A 26,829-nucleotide genomic window follows, 5' to 3' on the forward strand; every position below is an offset into this window, starting at 1 on the left:
GGGTCACGTCCATGGTATGCCTCCATCCAAATGCATCTCGATGCCGGTCACCTTGCGGCTGACGTCGGCGAGCAGATAAATCGCAGCGTACGCCACATCTTCCGGCTTGCCCAGCCCCAGTGGGTACATCTTGCCTTTCTCGTCGAGCCAGGCGCGGTCCTTGTTGACCAGCGGGGTGTCGACCATGCCCGGCGCCAGTGCATTGGCGCGCATGCCGCGCGGCGCGATTTCCAGCGCCAGGCAGCGCATCATGCCTTCCAGCGCAGCCTTGGTAGCCGAGTACGGGCCGACGCCGACGGTGCCGGTGTGCGCCGCGATCGACGACAGGAACACGATCGATGCGTCGTTGCGCAGCGACTTCTTGTACAGCAGCTTCTGGGTCAGCATCAGCGGCGCCATGAAGTTGCCGTCCATGACCGACTGCATGAAACTCTGGCGCAGCATGCGCACCGGCGTGACGCCGTCGATGCCGGCGGCGTGGACCACGCCGTCGATCTCGCCGGCGGCGGCCACCAGCTGTTCGGCCTGGGCCGCGTCGGTCAGGTCGGCCGCACAGGCCACATGCGCGCCGGCGCCGGCCTCGTTCATCAGGGCGAGGGTTTCATCGAGGCGCTGCTGGTCGCGGCCGCTGATCACGACCTTTGCACCCACGCGCGCGCACTCGACCGCCACTGCGCGGCCGATGCCGCTGGACGCGCCGGTGACGAGCACGGTCTTGCCGTGCAAATGGAAAGGATGCTGGAACGTCATTGGGACTTCGCTCATCGTACGTGCAGGGTCAGGCCGGCGTCGATTACCAGCGAGGTGCGCGAGACCCAGCGGCTGGCCGGGGCCAGCAGCCAGGCGATGCCGGCTGCGATCTCGTCGGGCTCGATCACGCCGAGCGGCGCGAGCGACATCTTGTCTTCGGTGTTCATCACGCCCTGCAGTCCGTCCAGCATGGGCGTGGCGACGTAGCCGGGCGAGACGCAGTTGGCGCGGACGCCCTGCCTTGCCTGCTCGACCGCGATGGTGCGCACGGTGGCCGTCAGGGCCGCTTTCGCGCCGGAATAGACGCCGGTGGCGTTCGGCGCCACGTGCTCGGCGATCGCGGTCACGTAGACCAGCGAAGCGCCCTGCGCGATCTTGCGCTTGGCCAGCAGGGCCTGGGTCAGCAGGACCGGGGCGTCGTAGTTGACTGCGAAGATCGTATCCAGGTGGCGCTGCGACACCATGCGCATCGGGGCCAATGCGGCGGCGCCGGCGCTGAACACGCAGCCGTCGAGCGCCGGCACGGCATCGATCACGGCCTGGCGTCCCGCCGGGTCGGTCAGGTCGCCGATCACGGCCTGATGACCCTCGCCTGCGAGGCCGGACACGACCTTCTGCAGGCGTTCTTCATTGCGGCCGCAGGCGATCACGCGCGCGCCCATCTGCGCGCAGAGGCGCGCCGCCGCCTCGCCGATGCCGGAAGAGGCGCCGGTAACGAGGATGTGGCGGCCTTCGAGACTGAACGGGGACGCGGTCACGATTCGATCAGCTCCGGGAACACGGCGCCGTCGATATCGACGATGCAGCTGCCCCAGGACAGGCCGATGCCGAAGCCCGACAACAGGACCCGCTTCTTCCCTTCCAGCAGGGCTTCGCGGATCCGCACGGTCATGGTGACCGGCAGCGAGGCGCCGCTGGTATTGCCAAAGTCGTGCAGCGTGCTCGGCACCTTCTCGACCGGCAGGCCCAGCTTCTTGCGGATGGTCTCGTTGATCATCCGGTTGGCCTGGTGGAAGATGAAGTAGTCGACGTGTTCGGTCGAGCAGCCAGCGTACTCGAGCAGGTTGCGCACCGCCGGCGGCACCTGCTGGGTCGAGAAGCTCAACACGGCCGGACCGTCGAGGATCAGTGCGGCCGGGCTGCGCCAGATGCCGTCTTCGTCCTTCACCGGCACCGCATGCTGCAGGCCGAAGGGCTCGCGATGGCCGCCAGCCGGCAGCATGATCGCCCGGTGGCCGGTGCCGTCGCTGTTCAGGTCGAAGTACATCGGCGGCGCATCCGGATCGAACTCCAGCGCGGTGGCCGTGCCGGCGTCCGAGAACAGCGGCTCGATCACCGAAGCCGACTTGTCGCCGACCAGGATCAGGCCCTTCTTGATGCCGCCCGCCGAAATCATCGAACCCAGCACGTGCAGGCCGAAGGCATAGGCAGAGCAGCCCAGGTTGATGTCGAAAGCGATGGTGGTCTGCTTGAGCTTGAGACGCTCCTGCATGATGATGGCGGTGGCCGGGATCAGGTAGTCGGGCGACTGCGTGATCACGATCAGCGCGTCGATTTCGTCGCGCTCCCACTTGAGGTCGGCCAGCAGGCGCTCGGCGGCGTCGTACGCCAGATCCGAGAAGCACTGCCATTCCGAGCAGATGCGGCGGGTCTCGATGCCGATGTTACGCACCACCCGCTCGCGCGCTGAACGCAGTTGCGGCGGGCAGTCGTCGATGTTCGACAGGACGCGCTTGGGCACGCAGGTCGCCATGCCTGCGTAGCGCACATTGCGGATGGTTGCTTGGGCCATGTGATTAACCGACCAGTTCGTAGACGTCAGCGACAGTCTGGCACACGACCAGATCCTTACCGGTAATCGCCTTGTTGTATTCCATGTCGAACATGATGATCACGCCGAGCGCCGCCAGCGAGTCCCACTCCGGCAGGGCTTTCAGGTTGGTGTCGCCGGTAAGGGTGACGTCGTTCTGGAAGTCGACTGCGTTGCTGAATTTTTCAACGAATTGCTCGAGGGTGTCCATATGCAAAGGCCTAAGTAAGATAATTCTTAACTAATAATTACTAAACAGGAAAAACTACTGTTATGACGTTGCTCTAAGGCAGCACTATAAATGAAATCGGATGGCTTGGGGATAGCCCGGAAAATTTTTAGGCGTAATGGCGACATTCCTGCGAATTAAATTGGCAACCCGATATGTGTTTGGATGACGTTCAAACCATATCTCCACAGTTCCACCCTATTTGCTTGCAATTGGAGCAATCTGTCTCACGTGTTTTAGGTTGGCAATGAGGAAATTTATTACACCTGCATTTCATGCCTACATTAAGGTCCAACATGTCTAATTATTGATATAAACAGCTGATTCCAATTCACGGAATATCCGTGTTTTTTGGGCTGTGCACATTGATTTGCGGTCCTGTGCGGTATTAGACGGACAAGCAGGGTCCTGGCGTTTATTTTTGACTGTCCTCAACTGGAGAGCCGCCATGGAAAAGCGCCCATTCGACATCGACACCGCGCTCGAGCGCATCGAGCAGGCCGTCCAGCCCTGGCCAAAGGCCGCCCTCTTCCAGCTGGCCGAGGAAGGCCATACCTCGGTTTTCGAGCAGCTGCTGGCCTGCATGATCTCGATCCGCACCTACGACGAGGTAACGTTGCCGGTCTCGCGCAAGCTGTTCGCCCGGGCGCGCACGCCGGCGGAGGTGGCGCAGCTGTCGTGGGAAGAACTGGACGCCCTGATCAGCCCGAGCACTTTTCACGAGCGCAAGGCGAACCAGATCCTGGCCATCGCGCGCGAAGTCGAAGAGAAATTCGGCGGCGCGCTTCCCGGCGACCGCGAGGTGCTGATGTCCTTTGCGGGCGTCGGCCTCAAGTGCGCAAACCTTGTGCTGGGCGTGGCCTGCGGTACGCCCGTCATCAGCGTCGACATCCACGTGCACCGCGTGACCGGGCGCTGGGGCTATATCTCCGCATCGACGCCCGAGAAGACGCTGGTGGCGCTCGAGGCCACGCTGCCGGAACGGCACTGGATCGACATCAACCGTCTGCTGGTGCCCTTCGGAAAACACATCTGCACCGGTAACCGCCCGAAGTGCTCGACCTGCCCGGTGCTCGACATGTGCCGGCAGGTGGGCGTGACCGAACATCGATAGGCCGGCAGATCTGTCACGTTGAAGTTCCCCTGGTCGTGAACGTACTTGAGAGGTCTCACGTCGCATGTCAACAAGCCAGGCACCCAGCTTTCTGCTGCCTAGACTTGAACGACATCCGCATGCGGGACCGTTTCCAGTGTAAGGGAGCAAAAAGATGAACAAGACCTTCAAAACCGCAGCCGTGCTCGGACTGGCCGGCGCCATGCTTGCCCTTGTCTCCGTGTCGGCGCACAGCAATGACTACGGCAGGCACGACAGCTATGGCGAGCAGCTGGTCAAGCGGGGCTACGAGCTGGTGCCACCCGGCGTCAAGCTGAACCTGCAGGGCAAGAACCGCGCCCTGGTCGGCCTGGGCAGCTACGTTGTCAACACCAGCGGCTGCATCGACTGCCACAGCCATCCGACGTACTCGCCGGGCGGCGACCCGTTCCTGGGCCAGCACGAAGTGATCAATGCGCCGGAATACCTGTCAGGAGGACGCCAGTTCGGCCCGACGCTCACCGCGCCCAACCTCACGCCCGACTACGCCGGCCGGCCCGCCGGCCTCACGCGCCAGCAATTCATCCAGACCCTGCGCACCGGGCACAACCCGAAAGATCCTCCTGGCGAGATCCTGCAGGTCATGCCCTGGCCGACCTTCGGCAAGAAGACCGACGTCGACCTGGCTGCAATGTACGAGTACCTGCGCGCGATTCCCTCGCTGCCGGACAATCCCCATCCGGGACCCTAGCGGGAAGGCGTGAAGCGGCCACGCCCGGAGGCGCAGCCGCTTGTATGACAGCTTGAAGATTAATGGACGGCCGGGCGGGTTGCGCCCTTGCCGGCAGCAGCGCCTGCGAGGGTGCTCTGCACTTGGTAGGCCTTGGCGGCCTGGTAGGTGTCGTCGTATTCCTTGAAGCTGGCGATCTTGTCGCCGGCGATACGGAAGACGTGGCACCAGTCGCCGCTGAACTCGGCGCCGCTTGCCTTGACGGCGAAGGTGGCGTGGCCAAGCACGACGACCTGGTCATCCTGGCCGATGAACTGGTCCGGCTTGAATTCGCGCGGCTCCTGGCACTCGGCCAGGATGCGGAAGAAGTCGGACACCTGGCTCAGGCCGTGGCGCTTGCCGGTAAAGGGAATGCCTTCCACTTCCGGCAGATCCCAATCGATGTCCTGCGTACACATACTCAGCAGGCGCTGAATGTCGCCTTTGTCGTAGGCGTCGTACGCCTGTTTGAGCAGGCTGATGTTTGCTTGCGTGCTCATGATCCCCTGCCTTCAAAAATTTGCTCAAACTTGAGCACGATTTTCTTCCTGTCCCGAACCGTCCTACTGACCGTGCTCGTACCTGACAGGCGTAACTTTCCCGACTACCGTCGACCCGATGTCGGCGGCAGTGCCCGGCGTTGCCGCCGAACTCGCCACGGGTAGCGCAGACTGCGCCGCAAAGAAGGCGCCGGTTGCGAGCCGTTGAAGATTAATCGCCGCGTTCACATCGCGGTCGTGCTGTGCGCCACAGTGCATACAGGCCCAGCTGCGTTCGGCCAAGCCCAGCTCACCATAACGCGCACCACAGTTCGAGCATCGCTTGCTCGATGGATACCACCGGTCAGCCAGCACCAGGCACGTACTGTAACGCCGCGCCTTGTATTGGAGTTGGCGGCGAAACTCATAAAAGCTGACATCCGCAATTGCACGGGCCAGCCGTGCATTCGCAAGCATGCCTTTTATATTCAAATCTTCGATTACTACCGTTTGGTTTTCACGGCAGAGACGATTTGTTAGCTTGTGCATGAAGTCCTTGCGCACATGGGTGATGCGTGCGTGCAGGCGTGCGAGTGTCTCTGCATCTTTGCTGTGGTTCGCCGAAACCGGCAAGCGCGTGCCTTTTGGTATTCGGCCGAAGATGCCGGCCGCGACTTTCGCTGCCTTGATCTTGCGCGACTGCCGGCGACTGCGGATTCGCAACCGCCGCAGTGCAGCCTTCAAGGGACGCGGAGCAGCGATCTTCTCGCCTGTGGACAGGGTCGCTGCAGAGCTTACCCCTAGGTCGACGCCGGTAATGCCATGTCCCTTACGATGCAGACATGCTATCTGCTCGGGTACCTCCACCTGCACCGCGAGAAACCAGTGACCGGCTTCACGACTAACAATTGCGCCAATAATTCTGCCGGGCCAGCGCAGCGGTTCACGAAGGGCAACTTGCCCAACCTTCGGTAGCACAACGACTTTTTCGTGCAAGTGCAGCCGGTCGTTGGCGACATAAACACTGTCACGACAGGCTCCCTTTTTCTTAAAAACCGGACGATGGGCAGGCTTATGCTCGCGCAACGCCGCCGCATACCGATTCCAAGCCTTGGCGAGGTTGGCGAACGGCTGGGAATGGGCGTCACGGTGGATACCGCGAAGCCATGGCCGCCCGTCAGCGTCGAGCCAATCCGGGTGTGAATACTTGATGGCGTTGAACTGCTTCTTCAATGCCATCGCGCTCGGACGCTGACCGACGGTTAGTTGCCGCTCCCATTCGGCCAAGGCCCAGTTCCATACCCGGCGTGCGGTGCCTGCCGCACGCGCAAAATAGTCGCGCTGCGCAAGTGTCGGGTCAAGCCGGATGCGATGGGCCAGCAGCATGTTGCCAAAACGTTGTTGGTGTCGTCCTGTTGGACCTGGCTCGGGCGTCACTGGTTCGACCGCTCCTCGTTGCAGTTCAACGCTACCCATCCACACTTGTATATTTTGATTCATGATTCTCAGGACTAAAGTCTAGCTCCACAAACCTCGCCTGATCGGACTTTCAGTATCGTTTCTGGGGCGGGAATTGCAATGGTGGGCGGGCAATGACGGAAGGCCTGTGCGGCGCCGGCATCGTCATGGCTGCTGAGCGATTCGATATGCAATGCGGGTTTTACCCGATTTGCATTGTGCGTGGCTAAAGCCGTCCGCTGATGGCCGCGTACCTTGGTTGTCGGGTCAGCGCTTTCGGCGCCAGCCCTTGCTCATCAAGGAGATTCCCATGCAAAGGCGTAACTTCATTTCCCTATCCCTGTTGCCGCTCACCCTGGCCGTGACCCAAGCCGCCTCGGCGGGAGCCTATGCCGAGTACCGGGTCACGATCGTCGGCCCCGCCAACAGCCGATCTGTCGACATCAACAATGCCGGCGTCGTGATCGGCACCTATCCGATCGGCACCGGCGGCTTCACGACCGGCAGCTTCATCAACCGCGGCAGCGGCATAGTGAATTTGGGCACGCTGGGCGCCGCCTCCGCCCAGGTCGTGGCAATCAACGACAAGGGCCAGGTACTCGGCAACCGGACCAACAGCAGCGGTCAGCGGCGCGGCTTCATCTACTACCACGGCACGCGCCGCGATCTCAACGCGCCTCCCGGCGGCGGCTACTACGTCGACATCAACAATGCCGGCTACACCGTCGCGGTGGGCGCCATACCGGTGCCTCCGGAGCTGACGGGCGTACGCAGCTTCCTGCGCGATCCGAGCGGACACTTCCGGAATATCGGCACGCTACCCGGTGGCAATCCGGTCACCCAGGCCGAAGCCCTGAACAACCGCAACCAGATCACGGGCGAGTCCGGGGACTTCATCTCCCCGGAACCGCCGCTGCGCGCCTTCCTCTGGACCAAGGGCGTCATGCGCGACCTTGGCGACCTGGGCTTCCGGCCGAGCTATGGACTGGACATCAACGACCGTGGCCAGGTGACCGGCTACGCCGGGGTCGAGCCGGGCCCGACCTCGTTCCACGCCCAGAAGGCCGTTATCTTCAGCCACGGCCGCGTGATCGACATCGATGGGCGCCCCAACAGCGTGAGCCCCTTCAGCACGGGCGAAGGCATCAACAACCTCGGCCATGTGGTCGGCAGCAGCGACCATCTGGGCGGCTTCATCTATCGCGGCAGGCGGATGGAGAGCCTGAATGCGCTGATCGATCCACGGCTGGGCTGGAACATCCAGTTTGGGCGGGCGATCAATGACAAGAGGCAGATTGCGGCCGATGGTATCCGCAATGGGGTGCAGTATGCGATTCGGCTGGATCCGATCCAGCCGAGTCTTGAGGCGGTGCCGACGGACGATATCGATGCGGAGGCTGGGCCGATTGTGGGGTCGGGGTTAACGGCGGAGCAGGAGGCGGCGGAGGCGAAGGCGGAGGCTGCGGCGCAAACGAAGGAGGTGGTGCGACCGGTGGGAAAGTGAAGCTAAATAAAAAAACAACAGATCGACCGCAGGTGCTTGAGCGTTGTGTAATGACAGTATAGCATCGCCAGGATTGCCTTAAAGACAATTCTGGCGATGCGGGCGCAACTGCCAGCAACACAATAAGACGGGAGAGCACATGTTCAAACAATCCATGGGTTTTGGTGTCCTGATGCTTGTTCTGGTTTCAGCCTCAGCCTTCGAGATCAAGCCGGCCTTCGATCGCGACAGGATCAAATACGGCCTTCAGCCCGTTTATACGCGCTGGCTGTCGAATCTCAGCGAGGACTCTCACGAAGAAATAACGCTGATGTCGCTTGCCTGTGCGGAGAACAAGCATGCGTCTGCCTGGTGCGACTTGCCAAAGACCGATACGCCTGCGGCCATCGGCATCGAAGCGGAAGCCTTGAAGGCCGGGGCGAGATGGAATGACGATCCCAATAACTTCTTTCCCGCGGGCCGGCCGGAGACCTGGTTTTTCTGGATGAAGAAGGCCAGTGTCCAGCCTGGGAAAATCACCTTCGTTCACCCCGTGGAATACCGGAGCCACTACGGGGATCTGCAATTCCTGCACGCCATGGGACGTCATATGGACAGCCCGAATACCACCCAGCAGCAAATCGTCGATTGGGCGCACTTTTCCTACGATGTCGCCACCGGCCGTATTCCGCTGTCGGCACAGCTGTCCGAGCTGGCGAGCAGCTATCCTTTCGCCGGTCATTTTGCAGGTACGACGCAACGATCCTGGACCGTGCGGAAGCTCTTCACGAATGTCGGCGACATTCAGTGCCGCCAGGATTGCGAGCTCAAGATGCGCGACGACGCCGTCCGGACTTTGGCGCTGGGAGCCCTGCTGCATACGGTTCAAGACTCGTTTTCCCACTCGCACGCAGAGCGTTCGAATTCAGGCGTGACCGCTTGGCTCGACTATTCGAAACAGAATTCCAATTGCCACGGCCATGCCGACAAGGACATCGTCTGGATCAAGGATGAAAAACTGACGTCGAAGCCGGCAACCCGATGGGGCGCCTGGCTGATACGGAATGCCGCCACGAACACCCCGTGGGAAAAAGGCGTCGGCGAAACCGTCTCGACCGAGCTCTTCCGCTTGAACGAGAAGTCCCGCAAGTCCGATGCCGGCGGATTTACCCTCGGCGGACCTGCATGCACGATCCAGCAAGCAAAGGTAGATGCGTAAACATCAAAAGGGGCTACGGCACGCCGTAACCCCTTCGTTTTACCGATCGATATTGGTAGGCCTCCCCGGAGTCGAACCGGGCACCAACGGATTATGAGTCCGCTGCTCTAACCAAGCATGAGCTAGAGGCCCGAAACCTGTACTGCGTGAGGGCGCTAAAAACTCGCCACTCTCACATGCGCCTCAACGACAGCGCATGCAAAGTGGCGAGAGGATATTGTTTTAACGAGAACCCGTCAAGGCTCAACGAAACAATCAGCTGCTGCCCTCCAGGAAGCTCTTCAGCTTGTCCGACCGCGAAGGATGCCGCAGCTTGCGCAGCGCCTTCGCCTCGATCTGGCGAATCCGCTCACGCGTGACGTCGAACTGCTTGCCCACCTCTTCCAGGGTGTGATCGGTCGACATCTCGATACCGAAGCGCATGCGCAGCACCTTGGCCTCGCGCGGCGTCAGCGAATCCAGCACATCCTTCACGACACCGCGCATCGAGGCATGCAGCGCCGCGTCCGAAGGCGCCAGCGTGTTGTTGTCCTCGATGAAGTCGCCCAGATGCGAATCGTCGTCGTCGCCGATCGGGGTTTCCATCGAAATCGGCTCTTTCGCGATCTTCATGATCTTCCGGATTTTGTCTTCCGGCATCTCCATCTTGATCGCGAGGGTTGCCGGATCGGGCTCGGCGCCGGTCTCCTGCAGGATCTGGCGCGAGATCCGGTTCATCTTGTTGATCGTTTCGATCATGTGCACCGGAATACGGATCGTGCGCGCCTGGTCCGCGATCGAACGGGTGATGGCCTGGCGGATCCACCACGTCGCGTAGGTCGAGAACTTGTAGCCGCGGCGGTATTCGAACTTGTCCACCGCCTTCATCAGGCCGATGTTGCCTTCCTGAATCAGGTCGAGGAATTGCAGGCCGCGGTTGGTGTACTTCTTCGCGATCGAGATCACCAGGCGCAGGTTGGCCTCGGTCATTTCGCGCTTGGCCTTGCGCGCCTTCATTTCACCGGCCGCCATCTGACGGTTGATGTTGCGCAGGTCCGGCAGCGGCAGCACGACGCGCGCCTGCAGGTCGATCAGGCGTTGCTGCAGTTCCTTGATCGTCGGGATGTTCCGGCCGAGGATGGCGCTGTAGGCGTGACCGGCGTTCACTTCGCCGTCGACCCATTCCAGGTTCGTTTCGTTGCCCGGGAAGACCTTGATGAAGTGGGCGCGCGGCATGCCGCAGCGGTTCACGGCCACGTCCAGGATCTGCTTCTCGATGTGGCGCACTTCGTCGACCTGGCCGCGCAGGGTGTCGCACAGCTTCTCGACCACCTTGGCGGTGAAGCGGATGCCCAGCAGTTCGTTGGAAATCGCTTCCTGGGCCTTGATGTAGTCCTTCGAGTTGTAGCCCTGCTTCTCGTAGGCGCGGCGCATCCTGTCAAACTGGTCGCCGATGAAGGCGAATTTTTCGAGGGCGGAATTCTTCAGCTGCTCGAGCTGCTCGGCGGAATAGCCTGCCGCGCCGGAGCTGGCGCCGGCTTCTTCTTCCTCTTCCTCTTCTTCGCCCTCTTCTTCCTCGTCCTCGTCCTCATCGTCGGTCGAGCTAGGTGCGACCGCGGTCGGCGAGGTGTTCTCGTCTTCGTTCGGGTCGACCATGCCGTCGACGATCTCGTCGATCTTGATCTCGTCGTTCTCGATGCGGCGCGCGGCGTCGATGATCTCGGCGATCGTCACCGGGCAGGCGGAGATCGCCTGGATCATGTCGCGCAAGCCGTCTTCGATGCGTTTCGCGATCTCGATCTCGCCTTCGCGGGTCAGCAGCTCGACCGAGCCCATTTCGCGCATGTACATGCGGACCGGGTCGGTGGTGCGGCCGAAATCGGAGTCGACGGTCGACAGCGCGGCTTCCGCGGCGGCTTCGGCTTCGTCGTCGCTGGTGACGGTGGCGACATTGTCGGACAGCAGCAGGGTCTCGGCATCCGGGGCATGCTCGTAGACGGCGATGCCCATGTCATTGAAGGTGCCGATGATGCCTTCGATCGCTTCCGGATCGACAATGTTGTCCGGCAGGTGGTCGTTGATCTCGGAATAGGTCAGGAAGCCGCGCTCCTTGCCCGACTTGATCAGGGCCTTGAGCTTGTTGCGGCGCACCTCGAGCTCTTCTTCGCTCGCTTCGGTGTCGGACGAGAACGCGTCTTTCAGCAGCGCTTTTTCCTTGGCCTTGCGGTCCTTGGCCTTGGCCTTGTCCGCAGCCTTCAGCTCGGCGCGCTCGACCGCGTTCAACGCGGCGACTTCGTCGTTCTCGGGCGTGAATTCCTTAGGCTTGCGTCCACGCCGCCCCGGTACTTTCACGGCCGGCAGCACGTAGCCCGACGTATCGATCGCGGCAAGTGCTTCCGCGTCGGTCGTCTGGCTCACAGGCGCAACACCCGCGACGCGGGCTTCCGCCTTGTCTTGAGAATTGTCCGCCTTGGCAGACATCCTGGTGGATTTGGTAGCCACTTTGGTTTCGGGTTTCTTGGTTGGCACAGGCGCTTTCGAAGTCACGACGACTTACTTTACTAGGTTAAAGATAAAGTTTTGTTACCTTGCTTGCACTGCCCTGCTAACTGAAACTCCATGCATGCCGGAAGACGAAAAAGCGTTTCAAAGCTTGCAATAGTTAGCGTTTTATTATAGCACGCACCCCTGTATTTTCCAGTCGAGAACACCCGTGTCGCCAAGGGCATACATCAGGCAAATTTCGCGGGGGTGTCGTTTGCGGCTTCCCGCATCAAGAGGTCCTGCTGTGCTGTGATTTCGCGATAGCGGGCACTCACCTGATCTGGGGTCAGGCCAGAAGAAAACAACTGGTTCAACTCCTGTTTTAAAACATCCATCTTGATTTGCCTCACAGCGCTCGTGAGCCACACGCGATCAGAGTCAATATCCGATTCGGGTTCCGAGGCGATCTCAGCGATCAGATGATCGTACTCGGTGCTGCTCTCCTTCAGTTGCTGGGACAGCGCGGCGAAGCTGGCGTTCGCCCCCAGGGCCTGGGCTTGCTCGACCAGCCAGCGCAGGCGGTCGGCAGGGTCGGCGCCGAAGTGGTCGAAGGCGCGCAGCGCGGCTTCGTCGAGGTCCAGCGCGATCGACGGATGGGCCACCAGCATGCGCATGATCTGCAGTTCCAGTCCGACCGGCTCCGGCCGCCCCTGGCGCGGCGGCGCCTTGCGCGCGACCGATACTGGCTTGGACAGCTCGAACAAGGCTTCGATCTCCGCCGGCGTCGACTGGGTCATGCTGGCCAGGCCGCGCACGATCTGCAGGCGCAGCGCGGTCGGCGCCATGGCCTGCAGCAAGGGCTTGGCCTCGAACTGGGCGTGCGCCCTGCCCTCCGGCGTGTCGAGGTCGTGCTCCTGGGTCACTTCGCGCAACAGGAAGGAGGACAGCGGCATCGCCTCGTCGATCTCGCGGGCGAAGGCGTCGGCGCCGAACTCGCGCACATAGCTGTCCGGGTCGTGCTCTTGCGGCAGGAACAGGAACTTGATGGTCTTGTCGTCCGACATTTGCGGCAGGCAAGCTTCCAGCGCGCGCCGGGCGGCGCGGCGGCCGGCCTTGTCGCCGTCGAAGCTGAAGATCACGTGGTCGGTCTGGCGCAGCAGCTTTTGCACGTGGGTGCTGGTGCAGGCCGTGCCGAGCGTCGCCACCGCCTGCGGGAAGCCGAGCTGGGCCAGGGCGACGACGTCCATGTAGCCCTCGGTCACCAGCACGTAGCCGGCATCACGGATCGGCTGGCGCGCCTCGAACAGGCCGTACAGCTCCTGCCCCTTGTTGAACAGCGGAGTTTCCGGCGAGTTCAGGTATTTGGGCTCGCCGCCATCCATCACGCGGCCGCCAAAGCCGATCACCTGGCCCTTGGTGTTCCGGATCGGGAACATGACGCGTTCGCGGAAGCGGTCGTAGCGTTTCTTGTTGCCGCCGTCCTCGTCCACCTTGTCGATGACGAGGCCGGACTCGACCAGCGCGAGCGCGTCGTAGTCCTTGAACACCTGGCGCAAATTGTCCCAGCCGGCGGGCGCATAGCCCATCCCGAAGCGGGCCGCCACCTCGCCCGTCAGGCCGCGGCCTTTCAGGTAGGCAATCGCGTTCGGCGCCTGGCGCAGCTGGGCGCGGTAGAAGTCGCAGGCCTGATTCAGCGCATCGGTCATCGCCAGCGATTGCGCCTGCTGGGCGGCGCGCTGGGCCGGCGGGATCTTGTCGTCTTCGTTCGGCACGACCATGCCAACGCCCTGGGCCAGATCCTTGACGGCATCGACGAAGCCCATGCCCGAGTATTCGATCAGGAAGCCGATGGACGTGCCGTGCGCGCCGCAGCCGAAGCAGTGGTAGAACTGCTTGGTCGGGCTCACCGTGAAGCTGGGCGACTTTTCATTGTGAAAAGGGCACAGGCCCATGTAGTTGGCGCCGCCCTTTTTCAGCTGGACGTAGCGGCCAACCACATCGACTATATCTACCCGGTTGAGCAGATCGGTAATGAATGATTGCGGAATCACTAGATATATAACAGTGTTTGTCTAAACTCAGACTATACCGCAGCGCCCGCTTGCAATTGATTTGTAGCAAGGCAACCGGGCATTGCCTCATAAACCAACGCTTACGCCCCTGCCAGCGCCTTCTTTACCTGCGCCGACACGGCCGTCATATCGGCGCGGCCTGCCAGCTTCGGCTTCAGGATGCCCATGACCTTGCCCATGTCCTGCGGACCGGCGGCGCCCGATGCGGCCACGGCGGCGGTGACTTCGGCGGCGATTTCCTCGTCCGACAGGCCAGCCGGCATGTAAGCCGACAGAATGGCCAGCTCGGCCTTTTCGATGTCGGCCAGGTCCTGGCGGCCGCCGGCTTCGAACTGGGTGATCGAATCCTTGCGCTGCTTGATCATCTTCTCGACGACGGCCGTGACCTGGGCATCGTCCAGTTCGATGCGCTCGTCCACTTCCTTGCGCTTGATTTCGGCAAGGACGAGGCGGATGGTGGCCAGGCGTTCGCTTTCCTTGGCGCGCATCGCGTTCTTCATGTCGTCGGTCAGTTGTGCTTTCAAGCTCATGGATTCTCCGCGGTATTATTTTTGAAAGGGAAAAAGGCAAAACCCGCTGCGGTATCGACCGGAGCGGGCTTCGACGTATTCAGGCCTCGAAAGCCGGGACTGGCACAGGCCGTCGCCGGATGAAGCAGCTGAATGGAATTAGTACAGCTTCTTCGGCAGCTGCTGGCTGCGGATACGCTTGTAGTGACGCTTCACGGCGGCTGCCAGCTTGCGCTTGCGCTCTGCGGTCGGCTTCTCGTAGAACTCGCGTGCGCGCAGTTCGGTCAGCAGGCCGGTTTTTTCGATAGTGCGCTTGAAGCGACGCATAGCGACTTCGAACGGCTCGTTTTCTTTAAGGCGGATAGTGGTCATGTAAAAATGAAACCGTTGGATTTAGGGAAGAACGAAATTCTAACAGCTTTTCAAGATCAGTGCGACATTTTCTCAGCATGTGCCGCAATTGCTACATTGAGCATGTCACTCTATTGCGGAGCCCGCGGCGACGCCCGAAGCCCAGGCCCACTGGAAGTTATAACCGCCCAGCCAGCCCGTCACGTCGACGGTTTCGCCGATGAAATACAGGCCCGGAATCTTGTTCGCCATCATGGTCTGCTGCGACAGTTCGCGTGTGTCGACGCCGCCCAGCGTGACCTCGGCCTTCTTATAGCCTTCGGAGCCGGTCGGCACGATGGCCCAGCGGTTGATCGCATCGCCCAGCTTGCGCAGCTTGGCGTCGGCCATGTCCGGCAGGCGCGCGTCCGGGGCGAAACCGTTGGCAAGCAACAAGCCTTCCGCCAGGCGCGCCGGCAGCCACTGCGACAGGATATTGCCCAGCTGCTTCTTGAGCGTCGTTTTCGCGCCGATCAGCTCCTCGGCCACGTCCAGTTCCGGCAGCAGGTTCAGCACGATGGGCGTGCCCGGCTGCCAGTAGCTCGAGATCTGCAGGATCGCCGGGCCCGACAGGCCGCGGTGGGTGAACAGCAGGTCTTCGCGGAAGTAGCCGTATCTGGCTCCCTTCCCCTTTTTCGATCCCGTCTCGACCTCGACTTCGAGCGCAATGCCGGCCAGCGGCACGAAGGGCTGCCAGCTCGGCCCGTCGAAGGTCAGCGGCACCAGGCCGGGACGCGGCTCGACGATCTGCAGGCCGAAGCTTTTGGCGATGCGGTAGCCGAGATCGGTGGCGCCGATCTTCGGAATCGACAGGCCGCCGGTGGCCACCACCACGTTGGCCGCCTCGATCGTCCCACCGTCCGTGCCGACCACGAAACCGTCTTCGGTCTTTTCCACGCCAGTGACCTTGCACGGCATGCGCCACTCCACGCCGCCCCCATCGCATTCATCCTTCAGCATGCGGATGATCTGCTCCGACGAATCGTCGCAGAACAGCTGGCCGCGGTGCTTCTCGTGGTAAGCGATCCCGTATTTTTTTACAAGTGTCAAAAAATCCTGGGCCGTGTAGCGCGACAGCGCGCTGCGGCAGAAATGCGGGTTCTCCGACACGAAGTTCTGCCAGCCGGCGTTGATGTTGGTGAAGTTGCAGCGGCCGCCGCCGGAGATGCGGATCTTCTCGGCCAGCTTGGCCGCGTGGTCGACCAGCAGCACGCGCTTGCCGCGCCGGGCCGCCACCGCCGCGCACATCATGCCGGCCGCGCCCGCGCCGATCACCACCACATCGTATCGTCTTGCCATCCTGCCCATCCCACCGCACGTTTGCCGCGCACAAAGGACGAGATTGTATCGCGCCTACTCGCCTGCCTGCACGTAGAAGTCGCGTCCGTTCAGCACATTGCCATCCGCCGTGATGGTCACCAGGTGCATGCCGGTGTCGCTCAAGCCCAGGCGCTTGAGCTGGTCCGGGGCGATGCGCAGCAGGTAGTCGCCCGGGAAGATGCCGGTGATGACGTAATAGCCGTCGGAGGCGCTGGCCATGCTGGCGACCACCTTGCGCTTGCCGTCCACCAGTTCCAGTTTCAGGTCGCCGATCGGGCGCTTGCCGTCCTTGCCCAGCAAATAGGTGGTGCCGTCGACTTCGCCCGTCATGCCGACCGCGAAATCGACTTCCGCCACCTTGCCGGGACGCGGCACGATGCGCACGCCCTTGCGCTGCGGCTGCCACTGCGGGTCTTCGAGGGTGTTCGGGTCGAGGGCGATGTCGACGTACTGGTTGGCCGGCAGCCGTCCCAGGTAGGCGATGCCGTTGGCGTCGGTGCGGCTCAGGTGATTGCCGCCGTTGACGGTGAAGCCGACGTTGCGGATCCCTTCGTCCTCCGCATCCATCGCGCCGTTCTGGTTCTTGTCCAGGAATACGCGTACCGAGGTGCCGCCGGTATTCGCCATCGGCTGGGCATCGGTCAGGAAGCGGGCGGCGCGCGGCTCCAGGCCCATCGCCATGAACAGCTGCACGCCGGCGCCGAAATCGTGGCTGTTGCCGTAGAAGGCATTCAGGCCCAGGCCATAGCTGCCGAGGCTCTTGTTCAGCGAGGCCGTCATGCGGTTCGGGCCATGGCCGAAGGAATGCGTCCATCCGAGGTTGCCGACATAGCCGTCGGCAAAATAGCGGTCGGCGGCCAGCGCCACGCTGCCCAGCTCCGCATGCGGCTTGATCAGGTACTGCAGCTGGCCGCTCAGGCCGAGGCCCGCGATCCGGCGGCTCACCTGCAGCTGGCCGTCGGCCATGCTGCGGCCCGCCAGCGATTGCCAGCGCAGCGCGTTGCTGACGGCCAGGCCGGCGCCGTAGGCCGAGACCCGTCCCTGCACTTCGCGGTTTTCAAGCCCCGAGGCCAGGGCGTCGCGGCGCAGCTGCAGCGAGAGCGGAAACACCATCGGCGTGTCCTTGCCCAGTGAGCCCGTCAGCATGCCGTCGGCGCGCAACTCGTCGCGCAGGCGCACCGGATCGAAGGTCGGCAGGAAGAACTCGCTGGTGAACTTGTCCAGCTTTGCGCGGCTGGCCGACAGCGACACATTGCCCAGCCGGGTTTTCACCCCGAGCTGCGCCAGCTTGCCGCCGTCGCCGGCCTGGGCCAGGTCGCCGCTCAGGATGAAGGATTGCAGGTAGCCGCGCAGGCCGAGGGTGGCGTAGCGCTGTTCGTCCTGCAGCACCGGCAGGCGCAGCAGGCCGGCGCTGGCGCTCAGGTGTTCGCCCACGCCCCATTCCATCTGGGCCAGCGCGCGCTCGCGCCCGAACACGTCGCGGTGCGCGGCCACGTCGTAATAGACGGCGCCTTTCGGCACCGCCGACTGCTCCAGCAGGAAGCTCTGGCGCTCCACCCGCAGCTGTCCCAGCGGACCGTGGAAGACCAGGCGGAATTCGTTGGGGCCGTAGACCAGCGGCTGGTCGTCGAAGCTGTACTTGCCGTCCGGGCGAGACTGCTGGAAGCCGACCAGCGCATCGTTGTAGTACAGCTCGACGTCCCAGCCGGGCGGCAGGTCGCCCTGCAGGCTGTGGCTGTCGAAGCGGGTCGGCTGGTCCAGCGGGCGGTTGCTGAGGGCGACGCCGTTGCCGGTCGGGCTGTTGGCCGAGATGTTGGCGACGCCGGGCAGCGGCACGCTGCCGACCAGGGCGCTGCGCGCATGCAGCGGTCCGAGCAGGCCGGCGCCTGGATCGTTGCGGCCCAGGGTCAGGCGCAGGCCGGAGGTCGGGTCGCGCCTGTTATAGCTGGCGTACAGGGCCGCCTCCATGCCCAGCAGGTCGGTCGTCAGGTAGCCGGTGTAGGTCGACTCGGCTTCGCGGCGGGCACCGGAGCGGGCCACGGACACGCTCGCGGTCTGGTCGATGAAGGGCACGTCCACCAGCCGGTAGGGAATCGACAGGCGTGGATAGCCGGGGTCGATATAGCCGCCCGCCCTGCCCGACTGTGCGCCGCGCTCGCGTCTTTGCAGGCGCGCCTGCAGCGGCAGCAGTTCGCGCGGGCGCACCTTGACGGTCAGGCTGGGCATGTCGACGTCGAGGTCGACCGGCAGCCAGCGCGCCAGCAGGCGGCTGGCCACGTAGATTTCGTCGGCCTGCAGTTTCACCTGCGAGCGGTCGAGCTCTTCCTGCTTGCCGGCGATGTGCACCTCGCGCGCCGGCACGTCCAGGCTGAAGGCCCGTTCTTCCTGCAGGATGTAGCCGCTGGCCTTGCCCTCGCCCGGCGTCACCCGCAGCGCCAGCGTCAGCAGACGCGCCAGCTCGCCGAGCGGCAGGTAGATGTCCTTGCCGATCTGGTAGGCGGTGACGGCGTCGGACAGCACCTGGTCGCCCAGCCGCACCTCGAACAGCAGCAGGTTGGATTCGGCGCCGGGCGTGGCGCGCGGCGCCGCAGCCGGCGCCGCCGCACAGGCAGGCGCCGCCAGCGCCGCCGTCAGCAACAGCGGCAGCGCAAGTGTTCCGATCGGGCGCATCGCCGACTTCAGTACGGCGCTCCTCAGGGCAGGTCGAGCGTGGCCTGGGCCAGCAGCTTGCCGCCCGCCTCGGGACGGTCGCGGTAGCTCACCTCGATGCTGCCGTGGGCCAGTGCGCCGCCCTGGGCCTGCAGCGACACGGCGGCCTTGCGCACTTTATTCGGCGTGTACACGGCGATGCCGCCCACTTGTGCCAGCTGCTGCGGCTTGCCGCCGCGCGGCGTGAAGGTCACGGCGAGGTCGCCGTACACCGAGCTGTTGCCCTCGCGTTCGAACTGAAAGGAGAGCAGCGGCTGCTTGCCGTCACGCGCCAGCGCCAGGTTCGACAGCCGCACCGTGGCGCTGGTGGCGCCGTGGCGCACGATCACCGGCACCGAGGCGCCGACCAGGGTGTTCAGCACCACGCCGATTTCCCTGGCGCCGCCCTGGTTCTCGATACTGGTATTGGCGTCGACCTCGGGCAGCAGCTCGAACTGCAGGTGCGAGCGGTACTCGCCCTCGGCCAGCTCGGCGGGTTTGCGCAGCATGACGCGCACGGTCTGGGCCATGCCCGGCTGCAGCGTGATCTGGCGCGGCGAGTAGCGCAGCATGGGATCGGCAAACTGCTCGCCCGGCGCCGGCGTCTCGACGGGTTCGAACTGGCCGCTTTCGCTCATGCGGCGGTTGACCAGCGAGATGCGGTAGGTGGCGGGGGTGCTGCCGTTGTTGATCAACTCGATCTGCGCGGCGCGCTGGTTCTTGTCGAACACCAGGCGGGTCGGGTGCAGCATCAGTTCGGCCCAGGCCGATTGCATGAAGAACAGGAGACCAGCCAGCAGGATGGGACGGAAACTTGCCAACGCGGAGAAAGCCATGTGAACTCTACTGAAAATTGACGATGAGCGGGATCGAACCCGTGTAATTGCCGCGCGGCTGATTGGCGGCGACCGTCACGGTCGCTCCGACCGACAGCGTCACGCCGCCATTCGGGACCGTCAGGATCGTCGCCGGCGAGGTGACGAAGGCGCTCAGCGGCATGCTGTTGGCGCCGCTGGTCATGCTGGTGCTGCCGTTGGCCGGCAGGGTGATCGCCACCGCCTTGTTGGTGGCGCCGCCATTGCTTTTGCCGACATTGAAGACGGCCGCGCCGGCGCTGGGCGAATTCAATAACAGGACGCCCCCGGTACTGCTGCGCGCGCCGCTCGGGCTGACGGTAATGGTGCCGCCGGTTCGGGCGACGAAGCGCCCGAAGTCGAGCGAGCGGGAATTGGTGAGCACGATCTGCTGGGCCGACGCGCCGTGCGCAGCCAGCAGCAGGATGGCGGCCATGGCCAGGCCGCCGGTCCGGGGTGTGAAGGAGCGATGCGCGAACATGCCGGCCAACAGCGGAAACGCTCCCTGCCGCTTAGTTGTAGTCGACCGAAGCGATGACGGAGCCGGTATAGGTGCCCGGCGCCTGGCCCGAACCCACGGTCAGCACGCCGCCGACGTAGATCGACTGGGTGCCGGCGGTCAGGGTGCCGCTGGATACCGTACCGGCGGTGGCGTTGGCGCCGGTCAGGTCGCTCACGGCGGCGAAGGCCATGGTGTCGGAACCCGAAGTCAGCACGGCCGGGCCGGACAGGCTGATCGAGTAGGTCGCACCGGTTTCGCCGGCCACGTCGAACTTGGCGGCGGTGGTGGTGCTGGTCATTGCGACGACAGCGCCGCTCACGGTGCGTGCACCGCTGGTGCTGACGGTCACGGTACCGCCGGTGCCGGCGGCGAACTTGCCGAACGCCAGGTCGGCGCTCTTGGTGATGGTGATCGGCGTCACGACGGTGCTGCTCGAGGACGCGGTGGCGCTGGCTGCCATGCCGAGGCTGGGGACGGCCAGGCCGACGGCGGCCAGGGCCGCAACCAGGGTAATACGCGATTGCTTGATCATTGGATCTCTTCTTTCAAGTTGGTTTTGCGAGAGTCGCAGACCGAGCCAATGTTTCCATAATGAAATCACTATCTCCGGCTTGGTGCTGCATTTTTTGCCATGATGCAATTTCATATTACGTCCGCCACTAAACATTCTCACCAAAAATTTTGTCAAAAAATCTATTTGGCATGACATGTTTCTGAGGAAATGTTACTTGGAGCGACAACGCGCCGGCTACGTAGTAATACGTATTGGCACGAATTGAAGAGAAACCGGCTGAAATAAACGAACTTAACGCCAAGTTCTAGGCGTATATGTTTCAGTTATGCAGCATATGATGCATTTCGAATAATCATTCTAGATACGCGAAATGAGCGTGAATACAACACTAGTGCCCTGCCCGCGCAGGCTCAAACGCCCTTGCGGAGCGCCTCGGCCACGCGCCGGCAATGCGCAACCTGGGCCGCGATCGGCGACGGCACCGGCTGTTCGCCGCGCAGGGCGCGCAGGATCCAGTCGGCAGTTGCGGGTGCGTCGCGCCCTTCCGGCGCCGGCGCCAGCTCGTCGGTCGGGGCATCGCGTTCAGCCAGCAGGGTCTGCTCGCCGGCATGGAACCAGTCGATCTGCTGGGCGCGGTTGGCATTCGCCACCGTCTCGCCCTCGGTACCGCGCATCAGGAAGGCGTCGCCGCGCCCGGCCGGCACTGCAGTCCTGAAGTACTCGGTCAGCATCGTCAGGTACTCGGGATGGGTGTAGGAGACCAGGCGCAGCGCCGGTCCGTCGAAGGGCTGCAGGATCTTGACCAGGGTATGCGTGGAATTGCGCACCCCGAGGATGCGGCGCAGCGACAGCTGGTGGGCCAGCCTGGGCGCCAGCGCCTCGATCCGCATGAAGCAGGGCTTGCGGGCAGCGAAGGCGTCGAGCATGTCGGCGGTGGAGCCGATCGGCTTGAAACCCATCTCGGCCAGGATCTCGGCCGTGGTCACGCGTCCCGGGTCCTGCTGCACGCCGTGGATCAGCACCGGCACGCCCTCGCGCGCCAGCAGCAGGGCCAGCAGCGGAGTCAGGTTGGCCAGCTTGCGCGAGCCGTTGTAGCTGGGGATGAGCACCGGCGCATACGGTCCCGGCGGCGATGGCAGCGGCGCGAACGAGCTTTCCGCGGCCTCCATGAAGCCGGCGATCTCCTCCACCGATTCGCCCTTGATGCGCATGGCCAGCAGGATGCCGCCCAGTTCGAGGTCGGACACGCGGCCGTCCAGCATGGCGCCGTAGAGTGTTCTAGCATCGTCGCGCGTCATGCTGCGCGCGCCTTTCACGCCGCGGCCGATCTCCTTGATGAAGCGGGCGGCGTGAAAGGGTTCGGTATTCGGTTCGGGCTTGGTATCCATGACACTAGGATAACATCGCGCTCCGGATATTTTTGGCACATTGCGGTGCAACATTTTCGTTTTCGGGCTAGACTGGTCCTCCCCCAAAGACAAAACGCCCGGAACATCGTCCCGCCATGCTGAATACGCCCGATATCGAAAACACCAACGTTACCTCGTTCGCGACCATGCCTTCGCCGGTCGAGCTGCACCAGAAGCTGCCGCTGACCGACTCCGCTTTCACTACCGTGATGAAGGGCCGCGAAACGCTGCGTAACATCCTCGACCGCAAGGACAAGCGCCTGTTCGTGGTCGTCGGCCCCTGCTCGATCCACGATCCGGTGGCCGGTCTCGACTATGCGCGCCGCCTGAAGGCGCTGCAGGCCGAGGTCGCCGACACCATGGTGCTGGTGATGCGCGTGTATTTCGAAAAGCCGCGCACCACCACCGGCTGGAAGGGCTATATCAACGATCCGTTCATGGACGATTCCTTCCGCGTCGACGTCGGCATGGAACGCGCCCGCCAGTTCCTGCTGGATGTGTGCGAGCTGGGCCTGCCGACCGCCACCGAGGCGCTGGACCCGATCTCGCCGCAATACCTGGGCGATCTGATCGCCTGGACGGCGATCGGCGCGCGCACCACCGAATCCCAGACCCACCGCGAGATGTCGTCCGGCCTGTCGACCCCGGTCGGCTTCAAGAACGGCACCGACGGCGACATCGAGATCGCGATCAACGCCGTGCTGTCCTCGTCCAGCCCGCACTCCTTCCTGGGCATCAACGGCCAGGGCACGGTCTCGATCGTGCGCACCCGCGGCAACGCCTACGGCCACGTGGTGCTGCGCGGCGGCGGCGGCCGTCCGAACTACGATTCGGTGTCGGTCGCGATCGCCGAGCAGGCGCTGAAAAAGGCGAAACTGCCGGCCAACCTGGTGGTCGACTGCTCGCACGCCAACAGCTACAAGAAGCCGGAGCTGCAGCCGCTGGTGATGTCGGACGTGATCCAGCAGATCAAGCACGGCAACCGCTCGCTGGTGGGCGTGATGATCGAGTCGAACATCGTCAGCGGTAACCAGGCGATTCCGGAAGACCTGTCGCAGCTGAAGTATGGCTGCTCGGTCACCGACGGCTGCATCGGCTGGGAAGATACCGAGGCGATGCTGCGTAGTGCGCACAAGGAGTTGTTGCAGCGCCCGTAATCGGCGTCCGCGTGGGCACGGGAGTGCCCACCCTACGGTAAAATGGTGGATTCCCCTTTACCACCATTGCTTTCCCATGATTGTCCTCGGCGTCGAATCCTCCTGCGATGAAACCGGCCTTGCTCTGTACGATACGGAGCGCGGCCTGCTGTCCCATGCCCTGCACTCGCAGGTCGCAATGCACGAGGAGTACGGCGGCGTGGTGCCGGAACTGGCGTCGCGCGACCACATCCGCCGCGCTCTGCCGCTGCTGGAACAGGTGCTGGCCAAGGCCGAGCTGCCGAAGGAGCGCATCGACGCCATCGCCTACACCCAGGGTCCGGGCCTGGCCGGCGCGCTGCTGGTCGGCTCGTCGGTGGCCTGCAGCCTGGCGCTGGCGCTGGACAAGCCCGTGCTGGGCGTGCACCACCTCGAGGGCCATCTGCTGTCGCCGCTGCTGGCCAGCGAGCGCCCGGAATTCCCCTTCATCGCCCTGCTGGTCTCGGGCGGCCATACCCAGCTGATGCGGGTCGACGGCGTCGGCCGCTACACCCTGCTGGGCGAAACCCTCGACGACGCCGCCGGCGAAGCCTTCGACAAGTCGGCCAAGCTGCTGGGTCTGGGTTATCCGGGCGGGCCGGCCATTTCCCGCCTGGCCGAGTTCGGCGATCCGGAAGCGTATAAACTGCCGCGCCCGATGCTGCACTCGAAGGATTTCAACTTCAGCTTCTCCGGCCTCAAGACCGCCGTGCTGACGGTGGTGAAGAACAGCGGCAGTGAGATCGCCAACATCTGCGAGCAGGACAAGGCCAACATCGCGCGCGGCTTCGTCGATGCCATCGTCGACGTGCTGACCGCCAAGTGCGTCTCCGCGCTCAAGCACACCGGCCTGAAGCGCCTGGTGATCGCCGGCGGCGTCGGCGCCAATCGCCAGCTGCGCGAATCCCTGAACGCGGCGGCAGCAAAGAAGAAGTTCAAGGTCTACTACCCGGAACTCGAATTCTGCACCGACAATGGGGCCATGATCGCCTTTGCCGGCGCGCTGCGGCTGGAGCGTAATCCGGCGGCCGCGACCCACGATTACTCGTTCAATGTGCGCCCGCGCTGGCCGCTGGACGAGATCGAAGCTGCCTGAATTGTGAACTTGTCTGCCTGATATCGATCCTACCGTGTGAGCTTTCAGCCCGAATAAATGGCAATATCGGGCAGTCGAGTTCCACGGAGGTTCTAGATGCGCGTAGTCAGCTGGAATATTCACTGGGGCTGTGGGAAGGACGGGCGCATCCGGATCCACGCCATCATCGATGTGTTGCGCAAGCTGAATCCGGATGTGATCTGCCTGCAGGAAGTAGCGGCCAATCACCCGGAACTCGAAGGCAGCGCGACCGCCAGCCAGTTCAAGCAGCTCGGCGGCGCGCTCGGCGGCTACCACCTGATCGAACACGCGCCGAGCGAAATCTACCGTAACAATCTGCCTCGCCAGTTCGGCAACATCCTGCTGTCCAAATACCGCATCACCCAGGCCCAGCGCCACATGCTGCCGTGGCCGGCCGCCCCGGAACACCCGTCCGGCATGCCGCGCGGGATGATCGAAACCGTGCTCGACGCGCCCGGCGGCAAGCTGCGCGTGCTGACCACCCACCTCGAGTATTATTCGCCGCCGCAGCGCCGCGCCCAGGTGGCGCGCATCCGCGAGCTGCATGCGGAAGCCTGCGCCCGCGCCGCCATCTACCAGCCGGAAACCGCGCTCGATCCGCCCTTCCAGCTGGGCTTCCGGCCTTGCACCGCGATCTATTGCGGCGACTTCAATTTCACGCCGGATTCGGAGGACTACCGCGCCTTGACGGCGCCGCCCGCGGACGGCGCATTGGCGCTGGTGGATGCGTGGAAGCTGCGCCACGGCGACATGCCGCGTGCGCCGACCGCCGGCCTGCACGGCTATCCCTGGCCCGTGCGCGCCGACTGCTACGACTATTTCTTCGTGACCGAAGACCTGGTGCGGCGCGTCGCGGAGGTCAACGTGCAATCCGAGACTTCGGCCTCGGATCACCAACCCATCGTTTTAGACCTGAGCGCCTGACAAAACCTCATGGCCGCGTTGCATCGTCTCGCCGTACTAGCGTACTGTCTTCGACGATGCGCCTTGCCCTGAGGTCTTGTCAGGCGCTCTTAGTCAGACGGTCTCTTCCTGCTGCGACAACTGACGCAAGGCCTGCTCGAACACCTCGGGCGGCTGGCCGCCGGAGATCAGGTGGCGTTCGTTGATAACGATCGCCGGGACCGAGCGGATGCCGGCGCGCTGCCAGTAGTATTCGCGCTGGCGGACCTCGTCGGCATAGGCATCCGTGTCGAGCACGGTGCGCGCCTGTTCCTGGTCGAGTCCGGCCTCGCCGGCGACGCGCACCAGCAGCTCGTGCGCGCTCGGGTCTTCGCCCTTGGTGAAATAGGCCTCGAGCAGCTTCTCCTTCAGCGCGCGCTGGCGTCCCGGGCCCTGGCTTTCGGCCCAGTGCAGCAGGCGGTGGGCGTCGAAGGTGTTGTAGATGCGGCCGCGCTTGCTCATGTCGAAGGTGAAGCCGACCTCGGCGCCGCGCTGGCGGATCATCTCGCGCGACTGTTCCTGCTGGGCCGGCGTGGAGCCGTATTTTTCGGTGATGTGTTCGAAGATGTCCTGGCCTTCCGGACCCATGCCCGGATTCAGCTCGAACGGTTGGAAATGGATGTCCGCCTCGATTTCGCCGGCGACGCGTTCGAGCGCCTTCTCCAGCGATTTCAGGCCGATCGCGCACCAGGGGCACGATACATCCGACACGAAATCAATTCTCATCTGCTTGCTCACGACTCACCACCTTCCTGGATAGGTGCCGCATGGGATGCGGCGTTTGGCATATGGTGACACATCGAGCAAAAGCCGGCAGCGCGTGCACGAAAAATCGGGGTCAGAGCACTTTTTCAGCATGCGAAAAAGTGCTCTGACCCCGAATTAGCCGAGATCGAACGGTGGCTTATTTTTTCTTGACTGGCTGCTTGGCGCCGGCCGCTTTGCTGCCGATGCGGGATTCTTTGCCGGCCAGCAGGTTGGCGATGTTCTTGCCATGGCGGATCAGCAGCAGGGCGCTCATGATGATGACGGCGAACAGGATCTCGTTCGCACCGAACAGCAGGCCGTAGTAGAAGGGCGCGAAGATCGCGGCCACCAGTGCGGCCAGCGAGGAATAACGGAAGGCGTAGGCCACCACCAGCCAGGTCACCAGGGTCGCCAGGCCCAGCCAGACGTTGATGCCCAGCAGCACGCCGAGCGCGGTCGCGACGCCCTTGCCGCCGACGAAGCGGAAGAACACCGGCCACAGGTGACCGATAAAGACAGCGATCGCAATCAATGCGATGCCGCCATCCTCGATGCCGAAGCGGTCGCCGTAATGCACCGCCAGGAAGACCGGCAGCCAGCCCTTGGCGCAGTCGCCGGCCAGGGTGGCGATGGCCGCTTTCTTGCTGCCGCTGCGCAGGACATTGGTCGCGCCCGGGTTCTTGGAGCCGTAGGTGCGCGGGTCGGACAGGCCGAAGGCGCGGCTCATCACGACCGCGAAGGAAATCGAGCCGATCAGGTAGGCGGCGATGGTGAAAATAATGGTGTAGGTCGTCGAACTGTCCATGCTGTCTCTTTCTATTTATTTCGTGCCGGCAG

The 26,829-nt window shown here is 63.4% G+C and carries 25 protein-coding genes and 1 tRNA gene; 7 read left to right on the plus strand and 19 right to left on the minus strand.

The genetic code is table 11. The annotated features are described in order from the left end of the window. Positions 1-3: 3 nt before the first annotated feature. The 4 genes from AC07PE_RS05445 to AC07PE_RS05460 are packed head-to-tail and all read right to left on the minus strand — an operon-like array spanning position 4 to position 2,771. On the minus strand, positions 4-765 hold the full coding sequence (locus AC07PE_RS05445) for an SDR family NAD(P)-dependent oxidoreductase (RefSeq protein ID WP_498762309.1): 762 nt from the start codon (positions 763-765) through the stop codon (positions 4-6). Next, positions 762-1,508 carry an SDR family NAD(P)-dependent oxidoreductase gene (locus AC07PE_RS05450; protein WP_498762311.1) on the minus strand — a complete coding sequence of 249 codons (747 nt, stop codon included), beginning with the start codon at positions 1,506-1,508 and terminating at the stop codon, positions 762-764. The genes AC07PE_RS05445 and AC07PE_RS05450 overlap by 4 nt, the downstream gene beginning before the upstream one ends. Then, entirely contained in the window at positions 1,505-2,542 is a 1,038-nt protein-coding gene (locus AC07PE_RS05455) for a ketoacyl-ACP synthase III (RefSeq protein ID WP_498762312.1), read from the minus strand. The genes AC07PE_RS05450 and AC07PE_RS05455 overlap by 4 nt, the downstream gene beginning before the upstream one ends. A 4-nt stretch (positions 2,543-2,546) precedes the next feature. Next, complete coding sequence (locus AC07PE_RS05460) at positions 2,547-2,771, minus strand: acyl carrier protein (protein ID WP_498762314.1); 225 nt, start codon at positions 2,769-2,771, stop codon at positions 2,547-2,549. A 466-nt stretch (positions 2,772-3,237) separates the two neighbouring features. Here AC07PE_RS05460 and AC07PE_RS05465 point away from each other — a divergent pair, with 466 nt between their 5' ends. Together AC07PE_RS05465 and AC07PE_RS05470 are read left to right on the plus strand one after the other, a co-directional pair. Then, positions 3,238-3,903, plus strand: coding sequence for an endonuclease III domain-containing protein (locus AC07PE_RS05465; protein WP_498762316.1), 666 nt, complete (start codon positions 3,238-3,240; stop codon positions 3,901-3,903). Positions 3,904-4,057: 154 nt separating this feature from the next. After that, positions 4,058-4,633, plus strand: coding sequence for a hypothetical protein (locus AC07PE_RS05470; protein WP_498762318.1), 576 nt, complete (start codon positions 4,058-4,060; stop codon positions 4,631-4,633). A 59-nt stretch (positions 4,634-4,692) separates the two neighbouring features. Here AC07PE_RS05470 and AC07PE_RS05475 read toward each other — a convergent pair whose 3' ends face one another. Together AC07PE_RS05475 and AC07PE_RS05480 are read right to left on the minus strand one after the other, a co-directional pair. After that, positions 4,693-5,151 (minus strand): nuclear transport factor 2 family protein, encoded by a 459-nt coding sequence (locus tag AC07PE_RS05475; RefSeq protein WP_498762320.1) that lies wholly within the window; start codon positions 5,149-5,151, stop codon positions 4,693-4,695. Between the two features lie 63 nt (positions 5,152-5,214). Next, positions 5,215-6,630: an RNA-guided endonuclease InsQ/TnpB family protein gene (locus AC07PE_RS05480; RefSeq protein ID WP_498762322.1), complete on the minus strand. Its 1,416-nt coding sequence runs from the start codon at positions 6,628-6,630 to the stop codon at positions 5,215-5,217. A 268-nt stretch (positions 6,631-6,898) separates the two neighbouring features. Here AC07PE_RS05480 and AC07PE_RS05485 point away from each other — a divergent pair, with 268 nt between their 5' ends. Next, positions 6,899-8,092 carry an HAF repeat-containing protein gene (locus AC07PE_RS05485; RefSeq protein ID WP_498762323.1) on the plus strand — a complete coding sequence of 398 codons (1,194 nt, stop codon included), beginning with the start codon at positions 6,899-6,901 and terminating at the stop codon, positions 8,090-8,092. 139 nt (positions 8,093-8,231) lie between these two features. Further along, entirely contained in the window at positions 8,232-9,290 is a 1,059-nt protein-coding gene (locus AC07PE_RS05490; protein WP_498762325.1) for a hypothetical protein, read from the plus strand. Between the two features lie 53 nt (positions 9,291-9,343). On the opposite strand, the gene AC07PE_RS05495 is transcribed toward AC07PE_RS05490, so the two are convergent. The 11 genes from AC07PE_RS05495 to ybiB all read right to left on the minus strand — a co-directional run bounded on the left by AC07PE_RS05495 (position 9,344) and on the right by ybiB (position 21,990). After that, positions 9,344-9,422, minus strand: a tRNA-Ile gene (locus AC07PE_RS05495). 123 nt (positions 9,423-9,545) lie between these two features. Further along, entirely contained in the window at positions 9,546-11,750 is a 2,205-nt protein-coding gene (rpoD, locus tag AC07PE_RS05500) for an RNA polymerase sigma factor RpoD (RefSeq protein ID WP_498762983.1), read from the minus strand. Between the two features lie 251 nt (positions 11,751-12,001). Further along, the gene (dnaG, locus tag AC07PE_RS05505) at positions 12,002-13,804 is read right to left on the minus strand and encodes a DNA primase (RefSeq protein ID WP_498762326.1); all 1,803 of its coding nucleotides are present in this window, start codon (positions 13,802-13,804) and stop codon (positions 12,002-12,004) included. A gap of 101 nt (positions 13,805-13,905) precedes the next feature. Next, positions 13,906-14,355: a GatB/YqeY domain-containing protein gene (locus tag AC07PE_RS05510; protein WP_498762328.1), complete on the minus strand. Its 450-nt coding sequence runs from the start codon at positions 14,353-14,355 to the stop codon at positions 13,906-13,908. A gap of 138 nt (positions 14,356-14,493) precedes the next feature. After that, positions 14,494-14,706 carry a 30S ribosomal protein S21 gene (gene rpsU / locus AC07PE_RS05515; RefSeq protein WP_005665410.1) on the minus strand — a complete coding sequence of 71 codons (213 nt, stop codon included), beginning with the start codon at positions 14,704-14,706 and terminating at the stop codon, positions 14,494-14,496. Positions 14,707-14,811: 105 nt separating this feature from the next. Continuing rightward, complete coding sequence (locus tag AC07PE_RS05520; RefSeq protein ID WP_498762330.1) at positions 14,812-16,023, minus strand: BaiN/RdsA family NAD(P)/FAD-dependent oxidoreductase; 1,212 nt, start codon at positions 16,021-16,023, stop codon at positions 14,812-14,814. A 54-nt stretch (positions 16,024-16,077) separates the two neighbouring features. Next, complete coding sequence (locus tag AC07PE_RS05525) at positions 16,078-18,714, minus strand: MSCRAMM family protein (RefSeq protein ID WP_498762332.1); 2,637 nt, start codon at positions 18,712-18,714, stop codon at positions 16,078-16,080. Between the two features lie 23 nt (positions 18,715-18,737). Next, positions 18,738-19,568: a fimbrial biogenesis chaperone gene (locus AC07PE_RS05530; protein ID WP_498762334.1), complete on the minus strand. Its 831-nt coding sequence runs from the start codon at positions 19,566-19,568 to the stop codon at positions 18,738-18,740. 7 nt (positions 19,569-19,575) lie between these two features. After that, complete coding sequence (locus AC07PE_RS05535) at positions 19,576-20,067, minus strand: DUF4402 domain-containing protein (RefSeq protein ID WP_498762336.1); 492 nt, start codon at positions 20,065-20,067, stop codon at positions 19,576-19,578. 31 nt (positions 20,068-20,098) lie between these two features. After that, positions 20,099-20,620 carry a DUF4402 domain-containing protein gene (locus AC07PE_RS05540; protein WP_498762338.1) on the minus strand — a complete coding sequence of 174 codons (522 nt, stop codon included), beginning with the start codon at positions 20,618-20,620 and terminating at the stop codon, positions 20,099-20,101. Between the two features lie 392 nt (positions 20,621-21,012). Further along, entirely contained in the window at positions 21,013-21,990 is a 978-nt protein-coding gene (ybiB, locus tag AC07PE_RS05545; RefSeq protein ID WP_498762340.1) for a DNA-binding protein YbiB, read from the minus strand. 119 nt (positions 21,991-22,109) lie between these two features. On the opposite strand from ybiB, the gene AC07PE_RS05550 reads away from it, so the two are divergent. From AC07PE_RS05550 to AC07PE_RS05560, 3 genes are all read left to right on the plus strand, one after another. Continuing rightward, a complete protein-coding gene (locus AC07PE_RS05550) occupies positions 22,110-23,168 on the plus strand; it encodes a 3-deoxy-7-phosphoheptulonate synthase (RefSeq protein ID WP_498762986.1) in 1,059 nt (352 codons plus the stop codon). Between the two features lie 76 nt (positions 23,169-23,244). After that, positions 23,245-24,282 (plus strand): tRNA (adenosine(37)-N6)-threonylcarbamoyltransferase complex transferase subunit TsaD, encoded by a 1,038-nt coding sequence (gene tsaD / locus AC07PE_RS05555; protein WP_498762342.1) that lies wholly within the window; start codon positions 23,245-23,247, stop codon positions 24,280-24,282. A 96-nt stretch (positions 24,283-24,378) separates the two neighbouring features. Continuing rightward, positions 24,379-25,227 (plus strand): endonuclease/exonuclease/phosphatase family protein, encoded by an 849-nt coding sequence (locus AC07PE_RS05560; RefSeq protein WP_498762343.1) that lies wholly within the window; start codon positions 24,379-24,381, stop codon positions 25,225-25,227. Between the two features lie 93 nt (positions 25,228-25,320). Here the strand turns inward: AC07PE_RS05560 and AC07PE_RS05565 are convergent, their stop codons facing one another. After that, the gene (locus AC07PE_RS05565; RefSeq protein WP_498762345.1) at positions 25,321-25,983 is read right to left on the minus strand and encodes a DsbA family oxidoreductase; all 663 of its coding nucleotides are present in this window, start codon (positions 25,981-25,983) and stop codon (positions 25,321-25,323) included. A gap of 166 nt (positions 25,984-26,149) precedes the next feature. After that, positions 26,150-26,797: a glycerol-3-phosphate 1-O-acyltransferase PlsY gene (plsY, locus tag AC07PE_RS05570; protein WP_498762347.1), complete on the minus strand. Its 648-nt coding sequence runs from the start codon at positions 26,795-26,797 to the stop codon at positions 26,150-26,152. Positions 26,798-26,829: the final 32 nt, after the last annotated feature.

The organism is Telluria sp. GW821-FHT07G12 (assembly GCF_059418525.1).